The organism is Mycolicibacterium smegmatis, assembly GCF_001457595.1.
GTDB classification, from domain to species: Bacteria; Actinomycetota; Actinomycetes; order Mycobacteriales; family Mycobacteriaceae; genus Mycobacterium; species Mycobacterium smegmatis.
On sequence record NZ_LN831039.1, the window covers coordinates 889,750 to 913,506 of the forward strand.

Consider the following 23,757-nt stretch of genomic DNA (forward strand, 5'->3'; position numbering starts at 1 on the left):
GTGCGATGAGTGAATCGATTGAGGGTGCGTTGACCGACGATGCCGCTGCCGACGAGTCCGCCGGCGCCGGTCCCGATGACACCGATGTGACCGACGATTCGGTGGCCGATACGGCCCCGGAGGACACTGCGCCGGACCCTGACGACACGGAACCCGGGGACCGGGCGGCCGCCGACCAGGAGACCGACACCGACCCGGAGCCGCAACCTGTCGTCGGCCCCGACGCTGCCGACCATCGCCCGACCGTGATGCTGCTGGGCGGCGGTGCGCTGAGCCGGGAGCTCGCGCTGGCATTCCAGAACCTCGGCGGTGTGGTGGTGGCTGTCGACCGCTATGACGCGCCCGCCCACGGCGTCGCCGACCGCACCGCGGTGGTCGACCTGAACGACGCCGACGAACTCAGCGCCGTCATCGCGCGTGAGAAACCGCAGTACGTGGTTGCTGCCGAGTCCGGCGTCATCGCCGCCGACGCGCTGATCGCGGCGGCCGAACGCGGCGACAGCGAGGTGCTGCCCACGCCGCGCAGCATCCGCCTGAGCCAGAACCGTGAGGGCCTGCGCCGGCTGGCGTCCGACGAACTGGGTCTGCCCACCGTGCCGTTCTGGTTCGCCGGCTCCGTCGAGGAGCTGACGGCCGTGGCCGAGCACGCCGGGTATCCGCTGGTGGTCAAGCCGGTCACCGGCTCGCTGCGCGACGGCCAGTCCGTGCTGCTGCGGCCCGACGACATCGAGCCCGCGTGGAAGCGCGCGACCACGGCCGGGCACTTCGCGCACAGCCGCGTGCTGGCCGAATCGGTGGTCGAGGTGGACTTCGAGGTCACCATGCTGACCATCCGCACCACGGGCCCGACCGGGCCGGGTGTGCAGTTCTGTGAGCCGATCGGGCACCGCCGCTCGGACAACGGCGTGCTGGAGTCCTGGCAGCCACAGCAGATGCCGCCCGCGGCCCTGGACTCGGCCAAGTCGATCGCGGCGCGCATCGTCAACTCCCTGGGTGGACGCGGCGTCTTCGGCGTCGAACTGCTGGTGCAGGGCGAGGACGTCTACTTCTCCGATGTGCGGGTCCGGCCGCACGACAGCGGACTGGTGACGCTGCGCTCGCAGCGGCTCAGCGAGTTCGAACTGCACGCCAGGGCCATCCTCGGACTGGCGTGCGACACGATCATGATCTCGCCGGGTGCCGCCGAGGTCACCTACGCCGGTGCCGAGGCGGCGCCGTCGGTCGATGTCACCGCCGTGCTCGGCGAGGCGCTCGCCACCTCCGAGAGCGATGTACGCCTGTTCGGCCGCGCCGAGGAGTCCGACGACGGTCGCCGTCTGGGGGTGGCGCTGGCCACCGCACCGGATGTGATCGTCGCGCGCGACCGGGCCCGCCGGGTGGGCACCGCCCTGCGCAGGCTCTGGTGAGCCATGGCTGACAACACCAGGAACTCCGAGGACCCGGGGGACCCGCAGCCCGCGCCCGACCGGCCCACCGCGGCGCCGTTCCTGACCGCGCTCGTGGTCATTGTGCTCGTCGTGATCGGTGTGTTCTTGGTCAATGCGTTCAGCGGCGGCGACGGGCTGTCCGAGGAGGAACGCGTGGGCCGCGCGGCGGTCGGGCAGAACGACGCCATGCAGCGCGAGGACTACTCCGCGTTCGCCGGGTACACGTGCGCCGACCAGCGTGGCAATGAGGCCGAGTTCCTTGCCCGGCAACGTGATTCGGTGCAGGATCAGGGTCCCAGGTACGTCGACGACGTGACCGGTGTGCGCATCGACGGTGACCGCGCCACCGCCACTGTGGTGTACCACTACGAGAAGGCCCCGGACGACAAGATCGACGTCGAGACCACGTTTGTGCGCGAGGACGGCGAATGGCGGGTCTGCACGAGTATGGGAGACTCACGCCCGTGAGCTATGCAGGGGATATCACGCCTGAGGAGGCCTGGAAACTTCTGAGCGAGAACTCCGAGGCCGTGCTGGTGGACTGTCGCACCGACGCCGAATGGCGGTTCGTCGGCGTGCCCGACCTGTCCTCGTTGCAGCGTGACGTCGTTTACATCGAGTGGAACCGGTCCGACGGCACCCACAACGACGGTTTCGTCGAGGACCTCAAGGCCGCGGGTGTCAGCGGGGAACGCCCCGTGGTGTTCCTGTGCCGCTCGGGCAACCGGTCCATCGGCGCCGCCGAGGCCGCGACCGCCGCGGGCATCGGCCCGTCCTACAACATCCTCGACGGGTTCGAGGGCCACCTCGACGAGAACCGGCACCGCGGTGGCTCCGGATGGAAGGCCGTCGGCCTTCCGTGGAAGCAGAGCTAGGGGACGGTCATGACCGACGACATCCCATCCGTTCGCATCCCGGCGCCCCTGCCCGACGGCGTGAGCCAGGCGACCATCGGCGTGCGCGGCGGCCTGCTGCGTTCGGGTTTCGAAGAGACCGCCGAGGCGATGTATCTGACGTCGGGTTACGTCTACGAGACCGCCGCGGCCGCCGAGAAGGCGTTCACCGGCGACATCGACCGCTACGTGTACTCGCGTTACGGCAACCCGACGATATCGATGTTCGAGGAGCGGTTGCGGCTCATCGAGGGCGCGCCCGCGTGTTTCGCGACCGCCACCGGCATGGCCGCGGTGTTCACCGCGCTCGGGGCGCTGCTGGGGGCGGGGGACCGGTTGGTCGCCGCGCGCAGCCTGTTCGGATCGTGTTTCGTGGTGTGCAACGAGATCCTGCCGCGCTGGGGGGTCGAGACCGTGTTCGTCGACGGCGACGATCTCTCGCAGTGGGAGGAAGCCCTTTCGGTGCCCACGACGGCGGTGTTCTTCGAGACGCCGTCGAACCCCATGCAGTCGCTGGTCGACATCGCCGCGGTATCGGAGATGGCCCACGCCGCAGGTGCGAAAGTGGTGCTGGACAATGTGTTCGCCACACCGCTGCTGCAGCAGGGCATCCCGATGGGCGCCGATGTGGTGGTGTACTCGGGCACCAAGCACATCGACGGCCAGGGCCGTGTGCTCGGCGGGGCCATCCTCGGTGATCAGGAGTACATCGACGGCCCGGTGCAGAAGCTCATGCGCCACACCGGCCCCGCGATCAGCGCGTTCAACGCCTGGGTGCTGCTGAAAGGTCTTGAGACGCTTGCGGTCCGGGTGGACTATTCCAACCGGTCGGCACAGCGGGTCGCCGAGTTCCTGGAAGGCCACCCGGCCGTGCGCTGGGTGAAATACCCGTTCCTCCAGTCGCATCCGCAGTACGAGCTGGCCAAGCGGCAGATGCGCGGCGGTGGCACCGTGGTGACCTTCGAACTCGACGGCGACGACGGCAAGGCCCGCGCGTTCGAGGTGCTCGACAAGCTGCGCGTCATCGACATCTCCAACAACCTGGGTGACGCCAAATCGCTGATCACGCACCCCGCCACCACGACCCACCGGGCCATGGGCCCGGAGGGCCGCGCCGCGATCGGCCTGGGAGACGGTGTCGTGCGCATCTCGATCGGCCTGGAGGGCACCGAGGACCTGATCGCCGACCTCGACCAGGCGCTGAGCTGAGCCGTGTCGAAGAAGAGCGACGCCAAGAAGGCGCGGCGTAAGAAGCGGCAGGCCGCGCGTGATTCGCGGTGGGTGCCGCACGAGGTCATCGAGCAGTTGCAGGCCGTGCAGGAGGGTGTCGTCGCCGATCTCGCCGAGTTCGACGAACGGATCACCGAGCGCGGCTGGGCTTTCGACGAGGACGAGTCGGACGACCACTACGCGATCTGGTACTACGAGCCGTCCGCACATGAGGTCTCCGACGGTGTGCCCGTCACCGGGATCTGGCTGGACGCCGAAGAGGACGGCGAGATCGTCCATGTGACGTTCGTCGGCACCGAGGAGCATTTCGGGTTCACCCACGCTCAGCTCTTCGAGCATCTCGACCAGATCGAGGCGTATCGCGCGGGTGATCCGCTACCGCGGTTCTAGACGCCGAAACCGACGAAATTGCCGTTGCGCGTTGCGTTTTGCGGCAATTTCGTCGGTTTCGCGTAGGAGCTACTTCTTTTCCGACTCGACGACACCCAGGGCGGCCTGGGCGCGGTCCTCGTAGGCCTTGCGCTTGGCGGTGTCGAACTCGAGGAACACATTGTCCAGGCCCAGCTTCTTGTTGAGCCAGCGACGTCCCTTGGGTGGCAACATCTGCGCGGCCTGCGCGGTGAACCGCAGCGGCGGCGGCACCGACACGTGGGTCTTGGGCTTGTTGAGCGTCTTGACGATGGCCGCCGCGATCTCCTCGGGTTCCACGGGCTTGATGGCCCCGCCGGACTTGGTGCCCGAGATCAGGTCGGTGTTGGTGAACGGCGGCATGATCACCGAGACGTCGACACCGTACGGGGCCATCTCGTCGGCCAGCGCCGTGGACAGCCCGACGACGGCGTACTTGGCGCCGACGTAGACCACCTGACCGGGCAGCGGGATGACACCCGACAGCGACGCGATGTTGATGATGTGGCCGCGACGGCGCTTGACCATGTCCGGCAGGGCCAGCTGGCAGCCGGTGAGCACGCCGTACACGTTGACCTCGATGTTGGAGCGGATCGACTGCTCGCTCTGCTCCAGGAACGGGCCGACCGGCATGACACCGGCGTTGTTGATCAGCACGTCGATGTGGCCGCCGCCGTCGGTGCGCGCCTTGTCCAGGAACGTCGCGAACGACTCGCGGTCGGTCACGTCCAGCGGATAGCCCGACACCTGGCCGAGCTTGCTCAGCTCGACGACCGCGGACTCCTGAAGTGCCACGTCACGATCGCCGATGACGACGCGGGCGCCGTGGGCCAGCAGTGCCTTGGCGGTGGCATAACCGATACCGCGAGCGGCGCCGGTGATCGCGATGGTCTTGCCCCTGATGTTGTCCATGGCGCCGAACTTTACACGTGTCAAGTTTGAGTGGGAAGGGGTGGTTGAGTCGTGGATCACTCCGCGCTGAAGGCTCATCTCAACTCCTCGGCAACGCGAACGCCAGGAACTGCGTCACCTCGAACGGCTGGAAGTTGTCGTCGCTGACCAGCACCACCGACTGGCGCCCGTCGGGCAGCCGCGGACCCAGGGTGAGCCCTTCGATGTTGTCGAGGCGGTCCAGACCTGGTGTCGCGCGCAGGTCGGCGGCCAGGGTCTTGGTCATCGGAATGACGGCCTGATCTAGCAGTGAGGCCACGTCGAGCACGTCGGACGCGGGTCCGGTGTCCGCGCGGTACACCGACACCGCGACCTGACGCGGCAGGCTCGCGGCGCGCTCGATGACCAGGAACGACGTCTCCGACAACGCCAGGATGTCGGAGACCCCGTTGAAGCCCGTCTCGGGAGCGGCGCGGTCGACGGGATACGCGTACTCCGCGACAGGCGTCCGCGTGACGGTGTCGAACTTGGTGATGCGCACCAGCCCGGTGTGGTTCTCGTCGGTCGCAGGACCGTCCTGGTAGAGCGGTTGCTCCATCGCCGCGAAGAGGTAGCGCCCGTCCGGCGTCAGGGACAGCCCTTCGAGCACGCCGTTGGGCCGCGGACCGGCGGTCTGGTCCCCGGTGAACATGAAGCTCGGCGGCAGCGCGAACTCGCCCTGATAGGTCCCGTCGAGGCCGGCCACCCGGATCCACGGCTGCAGGATGGCGGGCTTGCCGGACGCGTCGTCGTGGATGTATCCCTCCGACGTCCAGTACAGGAGTCGGCGGCCGGCGTCGTAGGCGATCGCCTCGGCGTCGGGGGCCAGCACCGCCGGGTGGGCGGTGAAGTTGTTGCGTCCGAAAGGTTTTCCGGTCTCGTCGAGCAGCGGCTGGACACCGACGAACTGCACGTCGTCCACGCCGTTGCCGGACAGCCCGATTCGCGCGGTGTGGAAGCGGACCGGGCCGTGCTCGGTCTTGTCGTCGCTGATGAGGTAGTACGTCTGATGCGCCGGGTCGTAGGTGATTCCCGAGAGGCCGCCAATCCTGTTGGGCGCACCGGCTTCCTGAGGCGGCAGCTGCCACTGGCCCAGATATTCGAGTGGTGTGTCGGCGACCGCGATCGGGGTGGTGGCGGCGGCTGCGGCGGCCATGACCGCCGCGGCGGTCATGGAGCGGGTCAACCGGAAAAGCGGATTCATACCCATCCGGAACGCCGCCGCGGCCCGAGCGACTCGAGCGCCGGCCTTGGCGGATTTTCGATCACGGTGAGTCTGGCGGGCATATTGCGCGACGTCGAACGTTGAACACCTCATGGGTATAGAAACGGTGGTGATGTCCGAGCCGGGTCGAACTCATGTGCAGTTCGTGGCGGTCGGCCAGGATGACCCGCTGGCCGCGCCGCTGCTCGACGAGCTTGCCGACGAGTACTCGTCGCGGTACGGCAGTACCCGCGACGCGGTGATGACCTGGCTGCTCAGCCAGCCCGCCGAGGTGTTCGCCCCGCCGACCGGCGGCATGTTCGTCGGCCTGCTCGCGGGTGAGCCCGTCACGGGAGGCGCCTTCCAGCGGTTCGACGACGACACCGCCGAACTCAAGCGGATCTGGACCCACAGCGCGTACCGCAAGCGCGGGCTGGCCAAGGCCCTGCTGACGCACCTGGAGGACCAGATCGCCGCCCGCGGCTACCGGAAGGTCTACCTGACCACGGGCCACCTGCAGCCCGAGGCCGAAGCGCTGTATGCGGCCGCCGGCTACACCCGCCTACCCGAACCGTTGCCCGCCGACGGCACGGTGTTCCCCGTCGCCTTCCACAAGGTGCTGCCGGCCGAGGAGTCCGCATGAACGTTCCGTTGTCGATCCTGGATCTCGCGCCGATCAGCGCCGGCGCAGATGCCGCCACGGCACTGCGCAACACCGTCGACCTCGCGCAGCACGCCGAGCAGTGGGGATACAAGCGGTACTGGGTCGCCGAGCATCATTTCGTCGCCGTCGCGAGTTCGGCGCCCGCGGTGCTCGTGGGCCAGATCGCGGCGGCCACCGAGCGGATCCGCGTCGGCACCGCCGCGGTGCAGCTCGGACACACCACCGCCGTCGCGGTGGTGGAGAGCTTCGGGATGCTCGAGGCGTTTTATCCCGGACGGATCGACCTGGGCGTGGGACGGTCGGGGCAGCGACGCGTCGAGGCGATGCGGGAGAAGCCGAAAACACCCAAACCGCCCCGGGAATGGCACGAGATCGACGGCGTGGTGATCCCGGCGCCGTTCGACATGCGGGCCCTGCTGACCGACCCGCGACTGCAGACGCGCATGGCCGTCCTTCAGCAACCACAAGCTGTCGCACCGGATTTCGCCGATCAGCTCGACGACATTCTCGCGATGCTGGCAGACCGCTACGAAATCGGCACCGTGGTGCCGGGTGCGGGCAGCGGGCTGACCCCGTGGATCTTCGGCAGCAGCAAGGGGCAGAGCGCGAGCGTCGCTGCGGCCCAAGGCCTTCCGTTCGTCGCCAGCTACCACATCACGCCGGCGACCGCGCTGGAGGCAATCGAGTTGTACCGCAACGAGTTCACACCGTCGGAACACCTCTCCGAACCGTACGTCGTGGTGTCGGCCGACATCGTCGTCGCCGACGACGAACCCACCGCCAAACGGCTCGCGGCAGGATACGGGCACTGGGTGTACTCGATCCGCGCCGGTGGCGGCGCTGTTCCGTATCCGGACTCCGAGCACCTGCCGCCGCTCACCGACGACCAGCTGAACCTGGTGAGAGACCGCGTCGCGACGCAGTTCGTCGGCGACCCCGATCAGGTGGCCGAACGCCTCGAGGCGCTGCGCCGCGTCACCGGCGCCGACGAACTCGTCATCACGTCGGTGACCCACCGCCACGAGGACCGGTTGCGGTCGCATGAGCTGATCGCTCAGCGCTGGGGACTGTGACGCGCAACTCGATGAAGCGTGCCCCGGACCGCCTATAGGCTGGGCCCCGCAAGAGCCGAACACCAGTGGGGGAGCGTTTGCCGAATCCGCAGGTAGTCGTCGGGTCGCTGTTGTTGGCGTCCGGCGTCCTGGTGTTCGCCGCCGGCGTGGCCGTGCGGTTGTTCATCGGTCGCCGCGCCGGCTCATCCAGGCTGCGCAGACGCATGTTCGCATTCCGCCGAACCGCGGTGGCCAGGGTTTTCTTCGGTTCCGTCGACGATGACGAAGTGTTCGAACCCGACGAACTCGACCAGATGGTCCTCATGCCGACGATCGTGCTGGCATGTGGTCTGTGCCTGACCGGCTTCTTTTTGCTGGGATACCGAGTTTTGAGCTAGCGGGCCGGGGACGGCGCCGAGGATGCCGCCTGGTCCGCCATCTCACGGATCGAGCCGCGCCAGACGTCGCCGTGGCCGGGCAGCAGCACCTCGGTGTCGAGCAGCCCCAGCGCACCGAGGCTGCGCAGACACGCCTGCTGGTCGTGGTTGAACACCTGATGCAGCAACTGAGGGCCGCGCCGCGAGGAGGTCGGGTGGCCCGTCACCAGAGCGTCGCCGGCCACCAGGACACCATCGACCAGATAGGAGCAGTGCCCGCCGGTGTGTCCGGGAGTCGGAATCGCGGTGGGTTTTCCCGGCAGCCCGATCTCGGGGGTGAACGCCTGCGTTGAGGGGATGCCGGAATGATCGAATGCGCCCTGACGGGAGATCGCCAGTGCCCACTTCAGCCAGCGCGGCTGCCAAACCTGACGGGCCACGCCCGCCGGGGTGGCCTGCTCCAGGTACTCGCGCCTGGCGTGGCCGACTTCGTCTGCGTGGCAATACACCGGTGTGCCATAGGTTTTCGCGAGCCAGATGGCAGTGCCGAAGTGGTCGACGTGGGCGTGGGTGAGCAGCACGGCCTTGATGTCGTCGGGACCGAATCCCAGTTGCCGCACCGAATCGAGCACGTCCTCACGTTGACCCGGGAACCCCGCGTCGATGAGCAGTACGCCGTCGTCACCGGTCACCAGCGTCCAGTTGACGAGGTCGGTGCGGGCGAAATGGACGCGGTCGGTGATCTTGTTCAGGGCTACTGCCATGCCGTGAGTTTAGGCATTGGAGTAGAAACGAATGGTGGCTGAATTGAAGCTAGGTTACAAGGCATCTGCGGAGCAGTTTGCTCCTCGCGAGTTGGTCGAGTTGGCGGTTTTGGCCGAGTCGGCAGGTATGGACAGTGCGACTGTCAGTGATCATTTCCAGCCGTGGCGTCACGAAGGTGGGCATGCGCCGTTCTCGCTGGCGTGGATGACCGCGGTGGGCGAGCGCACCAAGAACCTGGTGCTGGGGACGTCGGTGCTGACGCCGACGTTCCGGTACAACCCGGCGGTGATCGCCCAGGCGTTCGCGACGATGGGATGTCTGTATCCGGGGCGGATCTTCCTCGGTGTGGGCACCGGTGAGGCGCTCAACGAGATCGCGACCGGGTATGCCGGCGAGTGGCCAGAGTTCAAGGAGCGGTTCGCGCGGCTACGCGAATCGGTGCGGTTGATGCGTGAGCTGTGGCTGGGGGACCGGGTCGATTTCGACGGCGAGTACTACCGCACCAAGGGCGCGTCGATCTATGACGTGCCCGAGGGTGGCATCCCGGTGTACATCGCCGCGGGTGGTCCGGTGGTGGCCAAGTACGCCGGCCGTGCCGGTGACGGGTTCATCTGCACCTCGGGCAAGGGTGAGGAGCTCTATGCCGAGAAGCTGATCCCGGCGGTCAAGGAGGGTGCTGCGGCCGCCGATCGCGACGCCGACGCGATCGACCGGATGATCGAGATCAAGATCTCCTATGACACCGATCCCGAGTTGGCGCTGGAGAACACCCGGTTCTGGGCGCCGCTGTCGTTGACCGCCGAGCAGAAGCATTCGATCGACGATCCGATCGAGATGGAGAAGGCTGCCGACGCGTTGCCCATCGAGCAGGTCGCCAAGCGCTGGATCGTCGCGTCGGACCCCGACGAGGCGGTCGAGAAGGTCGGCCAGTACGTCAAGTGGGGGCTGAACCACCTGGTGTTCCACGCCCCGGGCCATGACCAGCGTCGATTCCTCGAGCTGTTCAAACGCGATCTGGAACCGCGGTTGCGCAAGCTGGCCTGATTCTGGCCTGATTCTGGGCACTCGTGCGGGTGCTCGCGCGAGCTGCAGTGCTCGCGCGCGCGTTCACGCGGTCGCTCACGCGCCGCGAGCGTGCGCGCAGCGCTGCTGATTCGCGGTGCGTCGGGCAGCAGACCCGCACGCTCGCGGTGCAGGGTGACGCTGCGCGGTGCGGGGTGACTCAGGCGGTGGTGCTGACAGAGCGTTGCACGGCACCGACGGTGCCGTGGCTCGTCGCGGTGAGACGCACGCGGTCGGCGCGGAACAGGTCGTAGGCGTATTCGAACGGCCTGCCCGTGTCGTCGCGGGTCACCCGCGTGATCGCCAGCAGCGGTTTGCGATGCGCGACATCGAGCCACTGGGCCTCGCGGGGGCTGGCGCTGACCACCTCGATGGTCTCGGTCGTGGTGGCGGGTGTCAGACCGTAGCGCACCTGCAGCAGTTCGTAGAGCGACCCGCCGAGCGGCTGTTCCAGCAGGTCGTTCATGCGTCCGGCGACGAAGCAGGCGAGGTCCACCGACAGGGGCACCCCGTCGGCGAACCGCAACCGCCGGATCGTGAAAATGTCTGTGCCCAGGGGCACTTCGAGGGCCTCGGCCTCGATGGCGGTCGCGGGCCTGCGGTCGGTGCCCAGTACACGGCTGGTGCTGGTGTGCCCGCCGCTGTGCAGGCGTGCGGGCAGACCGACCAGCTCGGCGGCATTGCGCTGCACCACGTCGGCCCGCACGAACGTGCCGCCGTTGCGGCCGGTGCGACGCTCCAGCACACCGGCCTGGCTCAACGGCAGCAGGGCGCTGCGCAGGGTGGACCGCGACACCGCGAAGGTCTCCGCCATCTCGCGCTCGGTGCCCAGCCGCGAACCCGGACGCAGCATGCCCTGGGCCAGCATCGACAAAATCCGGCGGCGTACGTCTTCGGCCACCGGACCGCCCGACGTCTCCTCCATGGCCGGTGCTACGTCGCGATCGCGTCCAGGGACTCGGGCAGCACCTGTCCACCGTCGACGGCGATGGCCTGACCGGTGATGTAGCCGGCCTCCTTGGTGGCCAGGAACGCCGCGAGGTGGCCGATGTCCTCCGGGGTGCCCAGCGCGCCCGCGGGGATGGAGCGCGCCATGCTCGCGATGTACTCCTCGCCGTTCTCCAGCAGACCCTCGGTCATGATGTTGCCGGGCATGATCGCGTTGACGGTGATCTTGTGCGTCGCCAATTCGATTGCGGCCGTGCGCATGAAGCCCAACTGCGCGGCCTTGGTGGCGCCGTAGTGCGACCAGCCGGGGTACCCGGTGATGGGACCGGTGATCGACGACGTCAGCACCACGCGCCCGCTGCCCGACGCGATCAGCGCGTCCAGGCAGGCCTGTACCGCGTAGAACGTGCCGTTGACGTTGACCGCGAAGATCCCGTTGAGCTGCTCGGGCGTCATGGTGGCCAGCGGCGCGTCGGGGAAGACGCCCGCGTTGGCGCACACGACGTCGATGCCACCGAACTCCTCAACGGCGCGCCCGGCGAGCGCATCGCACTGGGCGCGGTCGCTGACATCGGTCTGCACGCCGATGACCTTGCCGGAACCCAACTGGTCGAGATCGGCCACACACGCGTCGATGTCGGCGGTCGAACGGCCCGCCACCGCCACATTGGCGCCGGCCCGCGCGAACACCGTGGCGATGCCGCGGCCGATGCCCTTGGTGCCGCCGGTGACCACCACTGAGCGGCCCTGCAGGTCGAACATGTTTCTCCTTGTCATGCTGTCGGGGTGAGGGGTGACGCAAAAACCGCGTCCTGTAGCCAGCTTTGGTCGCCGAGGTAACGCTCGGCCAGACGCGCGGTGCCGCGCGCATAGTCGGCGCCGACGGAGATCGCGGCGTCGGCGTCGGCGTGCGAGGCGATCCACGCCGTCAACTGCACACGACGCAGCATGACGAACGTCGGGATCAACGCCAGGTGCTCCTCGGACAGCACCCGCACCGCCTGGTATCCGCGCAGCCAGTCGGCGATCATGGCGTCGGCCTCCGGGGTGTCCTCGAGCCACGACACCACAGCGGCCAGATCGGCCAGATGCCAGCCCCAGCCGCAGTCGTCGAAATCGATCACGGTGATGCCCGCGCCCGGCGAGGACGGGTCGACCATGAGGTTGGACAGCCGCAGGTCGGCATGGATGAGCCCGAACCGGTCCGAACCGGTGCCGAATTTGCTGATCCGCGAGGTGATCTCGGTCACGGCGCGCTCGATCGCCGCTGTGTCGCCCTTGGTGAGCGCCGGCGCGTCACGCCAGTTGCCCCAGCGGGCGTCGGGACCGAGGATCGCGTCGAGATCCCAACCGAACCGCGTGAACGACGCGGGCGCGGTCCAGCTCTGGGCGTGATCGTGCATGATCGCCGTCAACTCGCCGAGTTCGGCGAACCCCACGACGTCGGGCGCCTCCTCGGCCGTGCACCCAGGCACGAAGCTCACGGCGTCGACGTAGAGGGTGCGGTCGCCGACGGTGGCCGCGACCACCTGATCGCCGCCTTGGGCTGCCACGAGTTCCGGTGTCCTGACAGTGGTTTCGCGTCGCAACGCGGCCATCCAGGCCAGTTCGGAGGTGATGCCTGCCACCGAGTGGTAGTCGGGGCGGTGCACGCGCAGCACCAATGGCTCGGTGTCACCGCCCGGCTCGCCGGCCAGATACGTCGCGTTCTCCGACAGGCTGAGCAAGCGCAGCGGGGTGTTCGGATCGCGCTGGTAGGCGCCCAGTGCGGCGCGCGCGAACAGTTCGTGGTCAGCTGGAAGTCCCGGCATGTCGAAGAGTGTGGACCAAAAGCCGAACCAGAGCAGACCAAATCGAGAATTTTTACGCTGCCGTTGCATGGCTCCCAGCTTCGAAACATGTTTGCAACAAACCCGCATATGTACAGGTAATTCCAAGTTGACCAACGAATCTGGGCGCGGTAACAATTGCCAGCGTCGCAGCACAACGTCGTCGGCGACATTCTCAGACCAGACCAAAAAATGGTCCGGTAATTTCCCTGTTCAGGGACGGATTAGGACCCTCAATGAGCGAGATCATCGATCCGTCGGCGCCAGGAAAAGCGCCGAGCGGAAAGTCTTCAGAAGCCATCCAGCGCCTCAAACCCAATGCGGTGGGCCTGGTGGGCGTCATGTTCATGGCGGTGGCCACCGCCGCCCCCATCACCGCCATGGTCGGCAACGTCCCCATCGCGGTGGGCTTCGGCAACGGCGCGTACGCGCCCGCCGGTTACTTCGTCGCGACCATCGTGCTGACGCTGTTCGCCATCGGCTACGCCGCGATGAGCAAGCACATCACCGCGACCGGCGCGTTCTACGGCTACATCAGCCACGGTCTCGGCCGCATCGTCGGCCTGGGCGCCGGATTCCTGACGGCGTTGGCCTACATGGTCTTCGAGGCCTCGTTGATCGGCATCTTCTCGTTCTTCGGCAACGACCTGTTCAAATCGTTCTTCGATGTCGACGTGCCGTGGATCGTGTTCGCGGTGGTCATGCTCGCGGTCAACACGGTGCTGACCTACTTCGACATCAACCTCGCGGCCAAGGTGCTCGGGGTGTTCCTCATCACCGAGATCGTGATGCTGGCCCTGATGGCGCTGTCGGTGGTGTTCACCGGCGGTGGCCCGCAGGGTTGGTCACTCGGATCGCTCAACCCGCTCAACGGTTTTCAGAGCCTCACCGGTGAGGTCGCGGGCACGGACGGCAGCATGATCGCCGTCGCCGGATCCGCCGGCGTGGGCCTGTTCTTCGCGTTCTGGTCCTGGGTGGGCTTCGAGTCGAGCGCCATGTACGGCGAGGAGTCGCGCAACCCCAAGAAGATCATCCCGATCGCGGTCGTCAGCTCGGTGATCGGTATCGGCGCGTTCTACGTCATCGTGTCGTGGTTGGCGATCGTCGGCACCGGTCCGCAGAATGCCATTGCCCTGGCACAGGATTCGGAGACCGCGGGCAACATCTTCTTCAACCCCGTGCACGAGCACCTGGGGACCTGGGCGGTCGATCTGTTCAAGATCCTGCTGATGACGGGATCGTTCGCGTGCGGCATGGCGTTCCACAACTGCGCGGCCCGCTACCTCTACGCCATAGGCCGCGAGAATGTCGTCCCCGGTATGCGCAAGACCATCGGCGCGACCCACCCGGTGCACGGTTCGCCGTACATCGCCGGGTTCGTCCAGACCGCGTTCGCGGCCGTGGTGGTGCTGTTCTTCGACCTCAGCGGCCGTGATCCCTACACCGAGTTGTACGGGCTGATGGCCCTGCTGGGCACCACTGCGATCATGATCGTGCAGGCGCTGGCGGCGTTCTCGGTGATCTCCTACTTCCATGTGCACAAGCGGCACCCGGAGACCGCCCATTGGTTCAAGACGTTCCTCGCGCCGCTTCTGGGCGGCACGGGCATGCTCTATGTGATCTACCTGCTGGCCAAGAACGCGTCGTTCGCCGCGGGCGATGCCGCGACCGACTGGATCTTCGCCGCGATCCCGTATGTTGTTGGCATCGTCGGAATCGGCGGAGTGCTGCTGGCGCTGTTCTTGAAGTTCAAGGACCCCAACCGCTATGCCGAACTCGGCCGCACCGTGTTGCAGGAATCACACGAACGCTGACAGAGGGTGCGGGCCGAGGTTGTGACAACTGACATGGGTACGAAAGGGGTTGGGAACATGAGGTTTTCCAACATCATGGATTCCAACAGCTACACGGGTGATCAGTCGATCGACCCGGGTACCGAGCAGTTGATCTCGGCCCGCACCCGGCTGCTCGGGCCGGCGTACCGGTTGTTCTACGAACGGCCGGTGCACCTGGTCCGCGGCCGCGGCAGCCACATGTTCGACGCCGACGGCGTGCGCTACCTCGACGCCTACAACAACGTCGTCAGCGTCGGGCACTGCCATCCTCACGTCGTGGCCCAGGTGACCCGGCAACTGGAAACCCTCAACACCCACACCCGCTACCTGCACGACGGCATCGTCGCGTACTCGGAGCGGTTGCTGGCGACCATGCCCGACGAGGTCGACCAGGTGATGTACGCGTGCACGGGATCCGAGGCCAACGATCTCGCGCTGCGCGTCGCGCAGATGTACACCGGCGCGCGCGGAGTGATCGTCACGCGTGACGCCTATCACGGCAATACCGAAGCGGTGACGGCGATTTCGCCGTCCATCGGCGGCGAGACGGTGACCGGGCCGCACGTGCGCACCGTCCCCGCGCCCGACAGCTACCGGGCGGGAGACGACGTGGCGGCGCGGTTCCGCGCCGACGTCGAGGCCGCCATCGCCGACCTGCAGCGCTGCGGCCACGGCGTCAGCGCTCTGATCGTCGACACCTTCTTCTCGTCGGACGGCATCTACCCGGACACCTCGGTGCTCGCACCCGCCGTGGAAGCCGTGCGCGCTGCCGGCGGCGTCTTCATCGCCGACGAGGTGCAGCCCGGCTTCGGGCGCACCGGCGACGACATGTGGGGTTTCGCGCGCCACAACGTGGTGCCCGACCTGGTGACCATGGGCAAACCGATGGCCAACGGGCTGCCGGTCGCCGCGATGGCCGCGCGCAGTGCCGTGCTGGAACCGTTCGCCGTCGGCGTGCCCTACTTCAACACCTTCGGCGGCAACCCCGTGTCGATGGCGGCGGCCGCCGCGGTGCTCGACGTCATCGAGAACGAGGAACTGGTGACCAGCGCGGCAACCGTCGGCGCCGCGCTGCGCCACGAGCTCACCCGCATCACCGCCGACCATCCGCACATCGGCGACGTCCGCGGCGCCGGGCTGTACGTCGGCGTCGAGTTGGTCGAGGACCGCGACGCCGCCACGCCGGACCGCACCCGCGCCCACGACCTGGTCAACGAGATGCGTGATCGGCACGTCCTGATCTCGGTGTGCGGCACCTACGGCAACGTTCTCAAGATCAGGCCGCCGCTGGTGTTCTCGATGGCCGACGTCGACTGGTTCTGCACGGAGTTTGCGGGGGCGCTGGCACATCTGCCCTGACCAAGTGGGATGCTGTAGGTCGTGCCCGAGGGAGAAGCAGCCACCGCGATCTACATCGCCTCACCCGAGGGCGACACCGGTAAGTCGACGATCGCGCTGGGCATCCTGCACCGGTTGGCCGCGACCGTGCCCAAGGTCGGGGTGTTCCGCCCCATCACGCGGCTGGGCGAGGACCGCGACTACATCCTGGAGCTGCTACTGGCGGGAACCACCGCCGGGTTGCCCTACGAAGACTGCGTCGGCGTCAGCTACCAGCAGGTTCACGAGGATCCCGACGCCGCGATCGCCGAGATCGTCGATCGGTACCACCGCGTCGCCGACCAGTGCGACGCGGTGCTGATCGTCGGCAGCGACTACACCGACATCGCCACCCCCAGCGAACTGAGCATGAACGCGCGCATCGCGGTCAACCTCGGCGCGCCCGTCGTCCTCGCCGTCAAGGCCGCCGACCGCACCCCCGACGAGGTGGTCCACGTCGTCGAGGTGTGCCTCGCCGAACTGGCCGGCCAGCACGCACACACCTCGGCCGTCGTCGCCAACCGCTGCGATCCGGCACAGTTGACGGCCGTGTCCGAGGCGCTGCGCCCGCTCGGACCGCCGGCCTACGTGCTGCCCGAGGAGCCGCTGTTGGTGGCGCCGTCGGTTGCTGAGCTGCAGAAAGCCGTCGACGGCACGGTCGTGGCGGGCGATCCCGCGCTGCTCTCGCGCGAGGCGCTCGGCGTGCTGGTGGCCGGCATGACCGCCGAACACGTGCTGGAACGCCTCACCGAAGGCGTCGCCGTCGTCACCCCCGGTGACCGCTCCGACGTGGTGCTCGCGGTGGTCAGCGCCCACGCCGCCGAGGGCTTCCCGTCGCTGTCGACGATCATCCTCAACGGCGGCCTCGACCTGCACCCGGCGATCGCCAAGCTGGTGGACGGGCTGGGCCTCAAGCTGCCGATCATCGCGACGCCGTACGGCACGTTCGAGACCGCGAGCCGTGTCGCATCCGCGCGCGGCCGGGTGACCTCGACGTCGCAGCGCAAGATCGACACCGCGCTGCAGATCATGGAACGTCACGTCGACATCGACGACCTGCTGGCACGGCTGCGGCTGCCGATCCCCGAGGTCACGACGCCGCAGATGTTCACCTACCAGCTGCTGGACCGGGCCCGCGCCGACCGCAAGCGCATCGTGCTGCCCGAAGGCGACGACGACCGCATCCTCAAGGCCGCAGGCCGGCTGCTGCGACGCGGCGTCGCCGACCTGACCATCCTCGGCGACGAGAGCCAGATCCGCTCGCGCGGTGCGGAACTCGGTGTCGACCTGACGAACGCCACCGTGCTCAATCCACGCACCAGCGACCTGTGCGACCAGTTCGCGCAGCAGTACGCCGAACTGCGCAAGCACAAGGGCATCACCGTCGACCAGGCCCGCGAGATCATCAACGACGTGTCCTACTTCGGCACCATGCTGGTGCACAACGACATGGTCGACGGCATGGTCTCCGGCGCCGCCCACACCACCGCCCACACCGTGCGGCCCGCGTTCGAGATCATCAAGACCCTGCCGGATGTGTCCACCGTGTCCAGCATCTTCCTGATGTGCCTGCAGGATCGCGTACTCGCCTACGGCGACTGCGCGATCGTGCCCGACCCGACGGCTGAGGAGCTGGCCGACATCGCGATCTCGTCGGCGCGCACCGCAGCACAGTTCGGCATCGAACCCCGCGTGGCGATGCTGTCCTATTCGACCGGCACCTCAGGCACCGGGGCCGACGTCGACAAGGTCAGGGCGGCAACAGAACTGGTGCGTGAGAGGGACAAGACGTTGCTCGTGGAAGGGCCCATCCAGTACGACGCGGCGGTCGAACCGTCGGTGGCCAAGACCAAGATGCCCGATTCGGAGGTGGCGGGGCGCGCGACCGTGTTGATCTTCCCCGACCTCAACACCGGCAACAACACGTACAAGGCCGTGCAACGCAGCGCGGGTGCCATCGCGATCGGCCCTGTGCTGCAAGGGCTCAACAAGCCCGTCAACGACCTGTCCCGAGGCGCGCTGGTGGAGGACATCGTCAACACCGTCGCCATCACCGCGATCCAGGCGCAGGGCCGGTCGTGACAGTACTCGTCGTCAACTCAGGGTCGTCGTCGCTGAAATACGCCGTGGTGCGGCCGGCCAGCGGGGAATTCCTGGCCGACGGCATCATCGAGGAGATCGGGTCGGGCGCGGTGCCCGACCATGACGCCGCGTTGCGCGCCGCGTTCGACGAACTCGCCGCCGCGGGTCTCCATCTGGAAGACCTCGATCTGAAGGCCGTCGGGCACCGGATGGTCCACGGCGGCAAGACGTTCTACAAGCCGTCGGTGGTCGACGACGAGCTCATCGCCAAGGCGCGCGAACTCTCCCCGCTGGCGCCGCTGCACAACCCGCCCGCCATCAAGGGCATCGAGGTCGCGCGCAAGCTACTGCCGAACCTGCCGCACATCGCGGTGTTCGACACCGCGTTCTTCCACAACCTGCCCGCGGCGGCGTGCACCTACGCCATCGACCACGAGGTCGCCGAGAAGTGGCACGTCAAGCGGTACGGCTTCCACGGCACATCCCATGAATACGTCAGCCAGCAGGCCGCAATCTTCCTCGACCGACCGCTGGAATCGCTGAATCAGATTGTGCTGCACCTGGGTAACGGTGCATCGGCCAGCGCGGTCGCGGGCGGCAAGGCCGTCGACACGTCGATGGGGCTCACGCCGATGGAGGGCCTGGTGATGGGTACCCGCAGCGGTGACATCGACCCCGGCGCGATCATGTACCTGTGGCGCGCCGCGGGGATGAGCGTCGAGGACATCGAGTCGATGCTCAACCGGCGCTCCGGCGTGCTCGGCCTCGGTGGCGCCAGCGACTTCCGCAAGCTCCGCGAGCTCATGGATTCCGGTGACACCCACGCGAAACTGGCCTACGACGTCTACATCCACCGACTGCGCAAGTACATCGGCGCGTACATGGCCGTGCTCGGTACCACCGACGTCATCAGCTTCACCGCAGGCGTCGGCGAGAACGCCCCGTCGGTCCGCCATGACGCGCTCGCCGGGCTGAGCGGTCTGGGAATCGAGATCGACGACGAGCTGAACTCTGCGAAATCCGATGAGCCCCGCCGCATCTCGACCCCGGATTCGCGTGTGACCGTGCTCGTGGTGCCCACCAACGAGGAACTCGCGATCGCCCGTGCGTGTGTGGGCGTGGTGTAGCTCGTTTTGCGTCGAGTGTGCGTGTGGGGCGGGTTTTCAGCTGGCTTTCCGCCGTGAGCGCACGCTGGATTGCCTGGCGGTCAACGCAGTCCGGATTCTGCGGAGGATTTCGGCGGTGCCGTCCTCGGCGACCACACGGATCACGATCCAGCCGAGTTCAGCGAGCAGCTCGAGGCGCCGGATGTCCCTGACGTACTGCCGTCGATCGGTGCGGTGCTGATCTCCGTCGTACTCCACAGCGACCATCCACTCCTCCCAACCCATGTCGAGATAGGCCAGCGGTGTACCGTCATCCGCCAACACCGGGATCTGGGTGGTGGGCTTGGGAAGCCCGTCACGGACGATGAGCAGACGCAGCCAGGTTTCTTTCGGGGATTGTGCGCCGGCATCAACCAATGGCAGCGTCGCCTCCAGCCGACGCAGACCGCGTGCGCCGCGATGGCGGTTGGCGAGATCCGCGATGTCGGCGACCGTGCACCCCGTGGCTCGGAGCAGCGCGTCGAGGTGGGCGACTCCGCGATTCGTCGGCGAACGGCGTCCGATGTCGAAAGCTGTTCTGGCAGAAGATGTCAGCAGCATCCCGCCGATGACGACCGTCTCGCCAGGGAGCAGGGTGTCGCGTCGGGTCGTGATGCCACGCGGTTGGCGCGGGTTGTCGTGGATGAGGTCAATGGGAATTGACGGGTCGATCCATTTGGCGCCGTGCAATGCCGCAGCGGCGGGCCCGGCGATGACAGCGCGGCGGCCGGACCACAGCCACGCGCCGACGGTCCGCTGCTCAAGTGTCGGCTCGGAGGTCTTGGGCACATACACATTGGGATACAGCGTTCTGAATCGCGTGCGCAGTTGATGGCGGTTCAATGTGCCGTCGGCAAGGGCTTCACTGCCGAGGAATGGTGCGGTCATGGCCGCAGAATTGCAGCGCTTGCCGACACATCGCTGCGCGCGTGAGTGATTTATCCACAGCTCGGACGTTCATCCACAGGTGCACTATCTGTCGAGTGTGCGTGTGGGGCGGGCTTGGGCGTGTTTTTCCGCCGTGGGTGCACGGTCGACATATGGGTGGGCTGGGCGTCGCATCGAGTGTGCGTGTGGGGCGGGCTTGGGCGTGATTTTCCGCCTTGGGCGCACGGTCGACGTGTGGGTGGGCCGAGCATCGCATCGAGCGTGCGTGTGGGGCGGGCTTGGGCGTGTTTTTCCGCCATGAAAGCACGGTCGACGTGTGGGTTGAGCTAGAACGTGCTCATCGGCCGCACGCTGTTGGCCAGGTCGACCAGCGCGTAGCGGTGCGACTGCGTGGGAGCGATGCGGGCCAGTGCGCGCAGCGATGCCTCGACGCCGAGCTTGAGACCGTGCTCGGTGAACGGGAATCCCAGAATGTGGTTGCTGCTCGCGGTGTTGTCGGCGAGCCAGTCGAGCGCGGTTCCCAGCACCAGCGCGCGGATCTGCAACACGCGGGGTTCGGAGTCTGGCAGGGCCTCGACGCGGCGTGCGGCGTCGCGGATGTGCTGCTCGGTGATCTCACTGGTCGACCGGCCCGACAGCAGTGTCACCGCGCTGGTGAGCCGGGCAGTGGTGAAATGCCTTGAGGTGGGCGGAACTTCGTCGAGCGTCTGCACGGCCATATCGCGTTCACCGGCGACCGATTGCGCGCGGGCCAGGCCGAACCCGGCGGAGATCACGCCGTTGTCGGTGCTCCACACGGTCTTGTAGAACTTCAACTCGTCGGCCGTGCCCGCCAACTCCGCGGTCGCGGCGAGTGCGAGCTTGGGCGCCAGCTCACCGGGCAGCGTGTCCAGCACTTCGGTGAAATGCTTTGTCGCCGAATCGTAATCGGCCGAGAGCATCTCGGAGACGGCCTTGAACCAGACCAGCCGCCAGCGCCAACCGACGCGCGCCGCGAGATCCTCGAGCTTGCGGGTGGCCTTGGCGACATCACCGAGATCGAGCAGCGCCCGGACCTCCATGAGCGGAAGCTCGACCGACTCGTTGAGGTCGATGCCCTCGGTGTCGAGCGCACCGTGACGCGCCGCACGCAGCTGGTCCAGCGTGTGGACGGGCTCGCTGAGCACGCTGGCCACCAGCATCGGCGCGCCGACGTCGGTGCGGTCGACCAGCGGCACCGGCAGCGCCCGCACGATCTCCTGCGCGGTCAGCTTCTCCGAGTGCACCTGCCCGTCAACGTAAACGTCGGTGTGCGCCACCAGCAGGTCCACTCCGAACGTCGAGCGTGATGGGCTGAACACCGTCGACAGGCCGGGCCGCGGAACCCCGGTGTCGGTCGCGACCACCTCGCGCAGCACACCGAGAAGCTGCGACGACATCTCCTCGGCGCTGGTGAAGCGTCGCCGCGGATCCGGGTCGATCGCGCGACGCAGCAACCGGTGGTACGAGTCGTAGGTCTCCAGCACAGGATCGTCGGACGGCAGGCCGTCGACGTAGCGTCCACGTCGGGTCCGCAGCGACAGCGTCAAGGCGGCCAGTGTGCGGCCCACGGTGTAGATGTCGGTGGCCACCGTCGGGCCGGTGCGCACGATCTCGGGAGCCTGGTAACCCGGTGTGCCGTAGAGGTATCCGTAGGAGTTCAGGCGCGACACCGCACCGAGGTCGATCAGCTTGAGCTGTTCCTCGGTGATCATGATGTTCTCGGGCTTGAGGTCGTTGTAGGCCAGGCCGATCGAATGCAGATAGCCCAGCGCAGGCAGGATCTCGAGCATGTAGCCGATCGCCTCGGCCACCGGGAGCTTGGCGCCCCTGGCTTGTTTGAGCGACGTGCCGCCGACGTACTCCATCACGATGTAGCCGACGGGGTTGCCGTGCTTGTCCTCGTGCTCGACGAAGTTGTAGATCTTGACGATTCCCGGGTGCGTCACCTCGGCGAGGAACTGCCGTTCGGCCATGGCGATGGCCTGCGCCTCGGCGTCACCGGAATGCACCAGGCCCTTGAGCACCACCGGGCGGTCGTTGACGTTCTTGTCGAACGCCAGGTACACCCAGCCCAGGCCGCCGTGCGCGATGCAACCCTTGATCTCGTACTGGTCGGCCACGATGTCGCCCGGGGACAGTTGCGGCAGGAACGAATACGGGCTGCCGCAGTGCGGGCACCAGCCCTCGGACAGGGCGCGGCCGTCTGGCGTCGACCGTCCGACGGGCTTGCCGCAGTTCCAGCAGAACCGTTTCGACTCGGCCACAACCGGATTGGTCATCAACGCGGTGAGCGGGTCGCGTTCAGGGACACGCGGGATCTCCACCAGCCCGCCGCCGAGGCGCCGCATCGGGGACAACGCGCGCGTGGCCATGGTGACCTGGTCGTAGGCCTCGGTGACCACCGTGCCGCGCGATGTGCCGTCGGTGTCGTCGAACTCGGGCCGGTACACGGCCTGCGTCGCCATGGGCCGCATGGTCGACGCCGAGTCCATGTCGAGGTCTTCCAGGCTCGCCGGTTGTGTGCCCGGCCCGCTGTCGACGTAAGCGTCGTCGGCGTCTGGGAGATCAGGGTTCTCGGGTGAAGTCATCAGTCGACGTACCTCGCCACGGGAGGTGCCGGCGCCGGGCCCAGCACCGTCAACCACTTGCGGTAGAGGGTGTACCACGTGCCGTCACGGCGGATGCGCTCCAACGTCCCGTTCACCACGCGCACCAGGCCGGTGTTCTCCAGGTTCACCCCGATGCCGTAGGGCTCCTGGCTCAGGCTGGGCCCGACGATGTGCAGGTACGGGTCCTGGGCCACCAGGCCGGCGAGGATCGAGTCGTCGGTGCTGACCGCATCGGCCTGCCGCTGCTGCAGCGCCACAAGGCAATCGGCCCACGTCACCACCGACACGATGATGGGCGAGGGGCTGATCTGCTGGATCCGCTGCAGCGAGGTGGTGCCGTCGACGACGCACACGCGCCGGCCCGAGAGATCCGAGGCCTGCGAGATGTTCGAGTCACGCGAGGCCAGGATCCGCTGGTTGGCCATCAGGTACACCGTGGAGAAGTTCACCAGCTTCTTGCGCTCGCATGTGATGGTCATGGTCTTGACGACGATGTCCACCTGGTTGTTGCGCAGCGCGGTGATCCGGTCGGCCGACGACAGGATGCGGTACTCGACCTTCGACGGCGTGCCGAAGATGTCCCTGGACACCTCGCCGGCGATGTCGACGTCGAACCCGGTGATCTGTCCGGTGATCGGATCGCGGAACGAGAACAGGTTGCTGCCGATGTCCAGGCCGACGATCAACCGGCCCCGCGCGCGGATGTTGGCGACGGCCGCCTCGGCCTCTTCCTTGTTGCTGAACGGGCGCAGACTCGCGGTGCGGTTGCAGTCGTCGTTGTCGATCTCCGGAAGCCGCACGGGCTGCGGCGGGATCTCTTCCATGCCAGCGGGCGTCGGTGGTGCGAGCGTCAACGACGGCAGGTTCAGCGCCGGCGCGGCCTGACTGCACCCGACCAGGCTCATCGCGGTCAGGGTGCTCACGAGCAGCATCAGAAGGCGCCTCATCGGTGGTCTCTTCTTCGCGCAAGCGCTCATCAGTGCTGGTCTCTTCTTCGCGCAAGCGCTCATC

22 protein-coding genes are annotated in these 23,757 nt (G+C 67.4%); 13 read left to right on the forward strand and 9 right to left on the reverse strand.

Features of this window, described 5'->3' with window-relative positions; translation table 11 throughout:
• The first annotated feature begins 5 nt into the window (after window positions 1-5).
• From purT to AT701_RS03955, 5 genes are read left to right on the forward strand one after another with little or no spacing between them, the layout of a single operon-like run.
• Window positions 6-1,406 carry a formate-dependent phosphoribosylglycinamide formyltransferase gene (gene purT / locus AT701_RS03935; protein ID WP_003892190.1) on the forward strand — a complete coding sequence of 467 codons (1,401 nt, stop codon included), beginning with the start codon at window positions 6-8 and terminating at the stop codon, window positions 1,404-1,406.
• A gap of 3 nt (window positions 1,407-1,409) precedes the next feature.
• On the forward strand, window positions 1,410-1,895 hold the full coding sequence (locus AT701_RS03940) for an Rv0361 family membrane protein (protein WP_003892191.1): 486 nt from the start codon (window positions 1,410-1,412) through the stop codon (window positions 1,893-1,895).
• Window positions 1,892-2,302, forward strand: coding sequence for a rhodanese-like domain-containing protein (locus AT701_RS03945; RefSeq protein ID WP_003892192.1), 411 nt, complete (start codon window positions 1,892-1,894; stop codon window positions 2,300-2,302). Before AT701_RS03940 ends, AT701_RS03945 begins: the two co-directional genes overlap by 4 nt.
• A gap of 9 nt (window positions 2,303-2,311) precedes the next feature.
• Window positions 2,312-3,529: an O-succinylhomoserine sulfhydrylase gene (locus AT701_RS03950; RefSeq protein WP_011727178.1), complete on the forward strand. Its 1,218-nt coding sequence runs from the start codon at window positions 2,312-2,314 to the stop codon at window positions 3,527-3,529.
• A 3-nt stretch (window positions 3,530-3,532) separates the two neighbouring features.
• The gene (locus AT701_RS03955) at window positions 3,533-3,940 is read left to right on the forward strand and encodes a hypothetical protein (protein WP_003892194.1); all 408 of its coding nucleotides are present in this window, start codon (window positions 3,533-3,535) and stop codon (window positions 3,938-3,940) included.
• 69 nt (window positions 3,941-4,009) lie between these two features.
• Here AT701_RS03955 and AT701_RS03960 read toward each other — a convergent pair whose 3' ends face one another.
• Both AT701_RS03960 and AT701_RS03965 read right to left on the reverse strand, forming a co-directional pair.
• Window positions 4,010-4,870 carry an SDR family oxidoreductase gene (locus tag AT701_RS03960; protein WP_003892195.1) on the reverse strand — a complete coding sequence of 287 codons (861 nt, stop codon included), beginning with the start codon at window positions 4,868-4,870 and terminating at the stop codon, window positions 4,010-4,012.
• A gap of 79 nt (window positions 4,871-4,949) precedes the next feature.
• Window positions 4,950-6,098, reverse strand: a complete 1,149-nt coding sequence (locus AT701_RS03965) for an esterase-like activity of phytase family protein (protein ID WP_058125228.1) — start codon at window positions 6,096-6,098, stop codon at window positions 4,950-4,952.
• Window positions 6,099-6,225: 127 nt separating this feature from the next.
• On the opposite strand from AT701_RS03965, the gene AT701_RS03970 reads away from it, so the two are divergent.
• From AT701_RS03970 to AT701_RS03980, 3 genes are all read left to right on the forward strand, one after another.
• Window positions 6,226-6,735, forward strand: a complete 510-nt coding sequence (locus tag AT701_RS03970) for a GNAT family N-acetyltransferase (RefSeq protein ID WP_014876867.1) — start codon at window positions 6,226-6,228, stop codon at window positions 6,733-6,735.
• Complete coding sequence (locus AT701_RS03975; protein ID WP_029104160.1) at window positions 6,732-7,829, forward strand: LLM class flavin-dependent oxidoreductase; 1,098 nt, start codon at window positions 6,732-6,734, stop codon at window positions 7,827-7,829. Before AT701_RS03970 ends, AT701_RS03975 begins: the two co-directional genes overlap by 4 nt.
• Before the next feature lie 65 nt (window positions 7,830-7,894).
• Window positions 7,895-8,206, forward strand: a complete 312-nt coding sequence (locus AT701_RS03980; RefSeq protein WP_003892201.1) for a hypothetical protein — start codon at window positions 7,895-7,897, stop codon at window positions 8,204-8,206.
• On the opposite strand, the gene AT701_RS03985 is transcribed toward AT701_RS03980, so the two are convergent.
• Window positions 8,203-8,949, reverse strand: a complete 747-nt coding sequence (locus AT701_RS03985; RefSeq protein WP_003892202.1) for an MBL fold metallo-hydrolase — start codon at window positions 8,947-8,949, stop codon at window positions 8,203-8,205. The genes AT701_RS03980 and AT701_RS03985 overlap by 4 nt on opposite strands.
• A gap of 34 nt (window positions 8,950-8,983) precedes the next feature.
• On the opposite strand from AT701_RS03985, the gene fgd reads away from it, so the two are divergent.
• Window positions 8,984-9,994 (forward strand): glucose-6-phosphate dehydrogenase (coenzyme-F420), encoded by a 1,011-nt coding sequence (fgd, locus tag AT701_RS03990; protein ID WP_003892203.1) that lies wholly within the window; start codon window positions 8,984-8,986, stop codon window positions 9,992-9,994.
• A gap of 178 nt (window positions 9,995-10,172) precedes the next feature.
• Here fgd and AT701_RS03995 read toward each other — a convergent pair whose 3' ends face one another.
• Genes AT701_RS03995 through AT701_RS04005 form a run of 3 tightly spaced genes read right to left on the reverse strand, consistent with a single transcriptional unit; the run spans window position 10,173 to window position 12,771 of the window.
• Window positions 10,173-10,937, reverse strand: coding sequence for a GntR family transcriptional regulator (locus AT701_RS03995; RefSeq protein WP_011727183.1), 765 nt, complete (start codon window positions 10,935-10,937; stop codon window positions 10,173-10,175).
• Between the two features lie 8 nt (window positions 10,938-10,945).
• On the reverse strand, window positions 10,946-11,722 hold the full coding sequence (gene fabG, locus AT701_RS04000) for a 3-oxoacyl-ACP reductase FabG (protein ID WP_058125229.1): 777 nt from the start codon (window positions 11,720-11,722) through the stop codon (window positions 10,946-10,948).
• Window positions 11,723-11,733: 11 nt separating this feature from the next.
• A complete protein-coding gene (locus AT701_RS04005; protein ID WP_058125230.1) occupies window positions 11,734-12,771 on the reverse strand; it encodes a phosphotransferase enzyme family protein in 1,038 nt (345 codons plus the stop codon).
• Between the two features lie 254 nt (window positions 12,772-13,025).
• On the opposite strand from AT701_RS04005, the gene AT701_RS04010 reads away from it, so the two are divergent.
• The 4 genes from AT701_RS04010 to AT701_RS04025 are packed head-to-tail and all read left to right on the forward strand — an operon-like array spanning window position 13,026 to window position 19,210.
• Window positions 13,026-14,603, forward strand: coding sequence for an APC family permease (locus AT701_RS04010; protein ID WP_003892207.1), 1,578 nt, complete (start codon window positions 13,026-13,028; stop codon window positions 14,601-14,603).
• 57 nt (window positions 14,604-14,660) lie between these two features.
• A complete protein-coding gene (locus AT701_RS04015) occupies window positions 14,661-15,983 on the forward strand; it encodes an aspartate aminotransferase family protein (RefSeq protein ID WP_011727186.1) in 1,323 nt (440 codons plus the stop codon).
• A 21-nt stretch (window positions 15,984-16,004) separates the two neighbouring features.
• Complete coding sequence (gene pta, locus AT701_RS04020; protein WP_058125231.1) at window positions 16,005-18,083, forward strand: phosphate acetyltransferase; 2,079 nt, start codon at window positions 16,005-16,007, stop codon at window positions 18,081-18,083.
• On the forward strand, window positions 18,080-19,210 hold the full coding sequence (locus AT701_RS04025) for an acetate kinase (protein WP_058125232.1): 1,131 nt from the start codon (window positions 18,080-18,082) through the stop codon (window positions 19,208-19,210). The genes pta and AT701_RS04025 overlap by 4 nt, the downstream gene beginning before the upstream one ends.
• A gap of 36 nt (window positions 19,211-19,246) precedes the next feature.
• Here AT701_RS04025 and AT701_RS04030 read toward each other — a convergent pair whose 3' ends face one another.
• From AT701_RS04030 to AT701_RS04040, 3 genes are all read right to left on the reverse strand, one after another.
• Window positions 19,247-20,116 (reverse strand): endonuclease domain-containing protein, encoded by an 870-nt coding sequence (locus AT701_RS04030; RefSeq protein WP_003892211.1) that lies wholly within the window; start codon window positions 20,114-20,116, stop codon window positions 19,247-19,249.
• A 326-nt stretch (window positions 20,117-20,442) separates the two neighbouring features.
• Window positions 20,443-22,725 carry a serine/threonine-protein kinase PknG gene (locus AT701_RS04035; RefSeq protein WP_011727190.1) on the reverse strand — a complete coding sequence of 761 codons (2,283 nt, stop codon included), beginning with the start codon at window positions 22,723-22,725 and terminating at the stop codon, window positions 20,443-20,445.
• Complete coding sequence (locus tag AT701_RS04040; RefSeq protein ID WP_058125233.1) at window positions 22,725-23,693, reverse strand: glutamate ABC transporter substrate-binding protein; 969 nt, start codon at window positions 23,691-23,693, stop codon at window positions 22,725-22,727. Before AT701_RS04040 ends, AT701_RS04035 begins: the two co-directional genes overlap by 1 nt.
• Window positions 23,694-23,757 lie beyond the last annotated feature (64 nt).

Bases quoted from the DNA above. Each gene is read 5' to 3' on its own strand.
- AT701_RS04015 (WP_011727186.1), top strand. From the start codon at position 14,661: ATGAGGTTTTCCAACATCATGGATTCCAACAGCTACACGGGTGATCAG.
- AT701_RS03975 (WP_029104160.1), top strand. From the start codon at position 6,732: ATGAACGTTCCGTTGTCGATCCTGGATCTCGCGCCGATCAGCGCCGGC.
- AT701_RS03950 (WP_011727178.1), top strand. From the start codon at position 2,312: ATGACCGACGACATCCCATCCGTTCGCATCCCGGCGCCCCTGCCCGAC.
- purT (WP_003892190.1), top strand. From the start codon at position 6: ATGAGTGAATCGATTGAGGGTGCGTTGACCGACGATGCCGCTGCCGAC.
- AT701_RS03960 (WP_003892195.1), bottom strand. From the start codon at position 4,870: ATGGACAACATCAGGGGCAAGACCATCGCGATCACCGGCGCCGCTCGC.
- AT701_RS04005 (WP_058125230.1), bottom strand. From the start codon at position 12,771: ATGCCGGGACTTCCAGCTGACCACGAACTGTTCGCGCGCGCCGCACTG.
- fabG (WP_058125229.1), bottom strand. From the start codon at position 11,722: ATGTTCGACCTGCAGGGCCGCTCAGTGGTGGTCACCGGCGGCACCAAG.
- AT701_RS03940 (WP_003892191.1), top strand. From the start codon at position 1,410: ATGGCTGACAACACCAGGAACTCCGAGGACCCGGGGGACCCGCAGCCC.
- AT701_RS03970 (WP_014876867.1), top strand. From the start codon at position 6,226: ATGTCCGAGCCGGGTCGAACTCATGTGCAGTTCGTGGCGGTCGGCCAG.
- AT701_RS04040 (WP_058125233.1), bottom strand. From the start codon at position 23,693: ATGAGGCGCCTTCTGATGCTGCTCGTGAGCACCCTGACCGCGATGAGC.
- AT701_RS03995 (WP_011727183.1), bottom strand. From the start codon at position 10,937: ATGGAGGAGACGTCGGGCGGTCCGGTGGCCGAAGACGTACGCCGCCGG.
- AT701_RS04010 (WP_003892207.1), top strand. From the start codon at position 13,026: ATGAGCGAGATCATCGATCCGTCGGCGCCAGGAAAAGCGCCGAGCGGA.
- AT701_RS03985 (WP_003892202.1), bottom strand. From the start codon at position 8,949: ATGGCAGTAGCCCTGAACAAGATCACCGACCGCGTCCATTTCGCCCGC.
- AT701_RS04030 (WP_003892211.1), bottom strand. From the start codon at position 20,116: ATGACCGCACCATTCCTCGGCAGTGAAGCCCTTGCCGACGGCACATTG.
- AT701_RS04035 (WP_011727190.1), bottom strand. From the start codon at position 22,725: ATGACTTCACCCGAGAACCCTGATCTCCCAGACGCCGACGACGCTTAC.
- AT701_RS03965 (WP_058125228.1), bottom strand. From the start codon at position 6,098: ATGGGTATGAATCCGCTTTTCCGGTTGACCCGCTCCATGACCGCCGCG.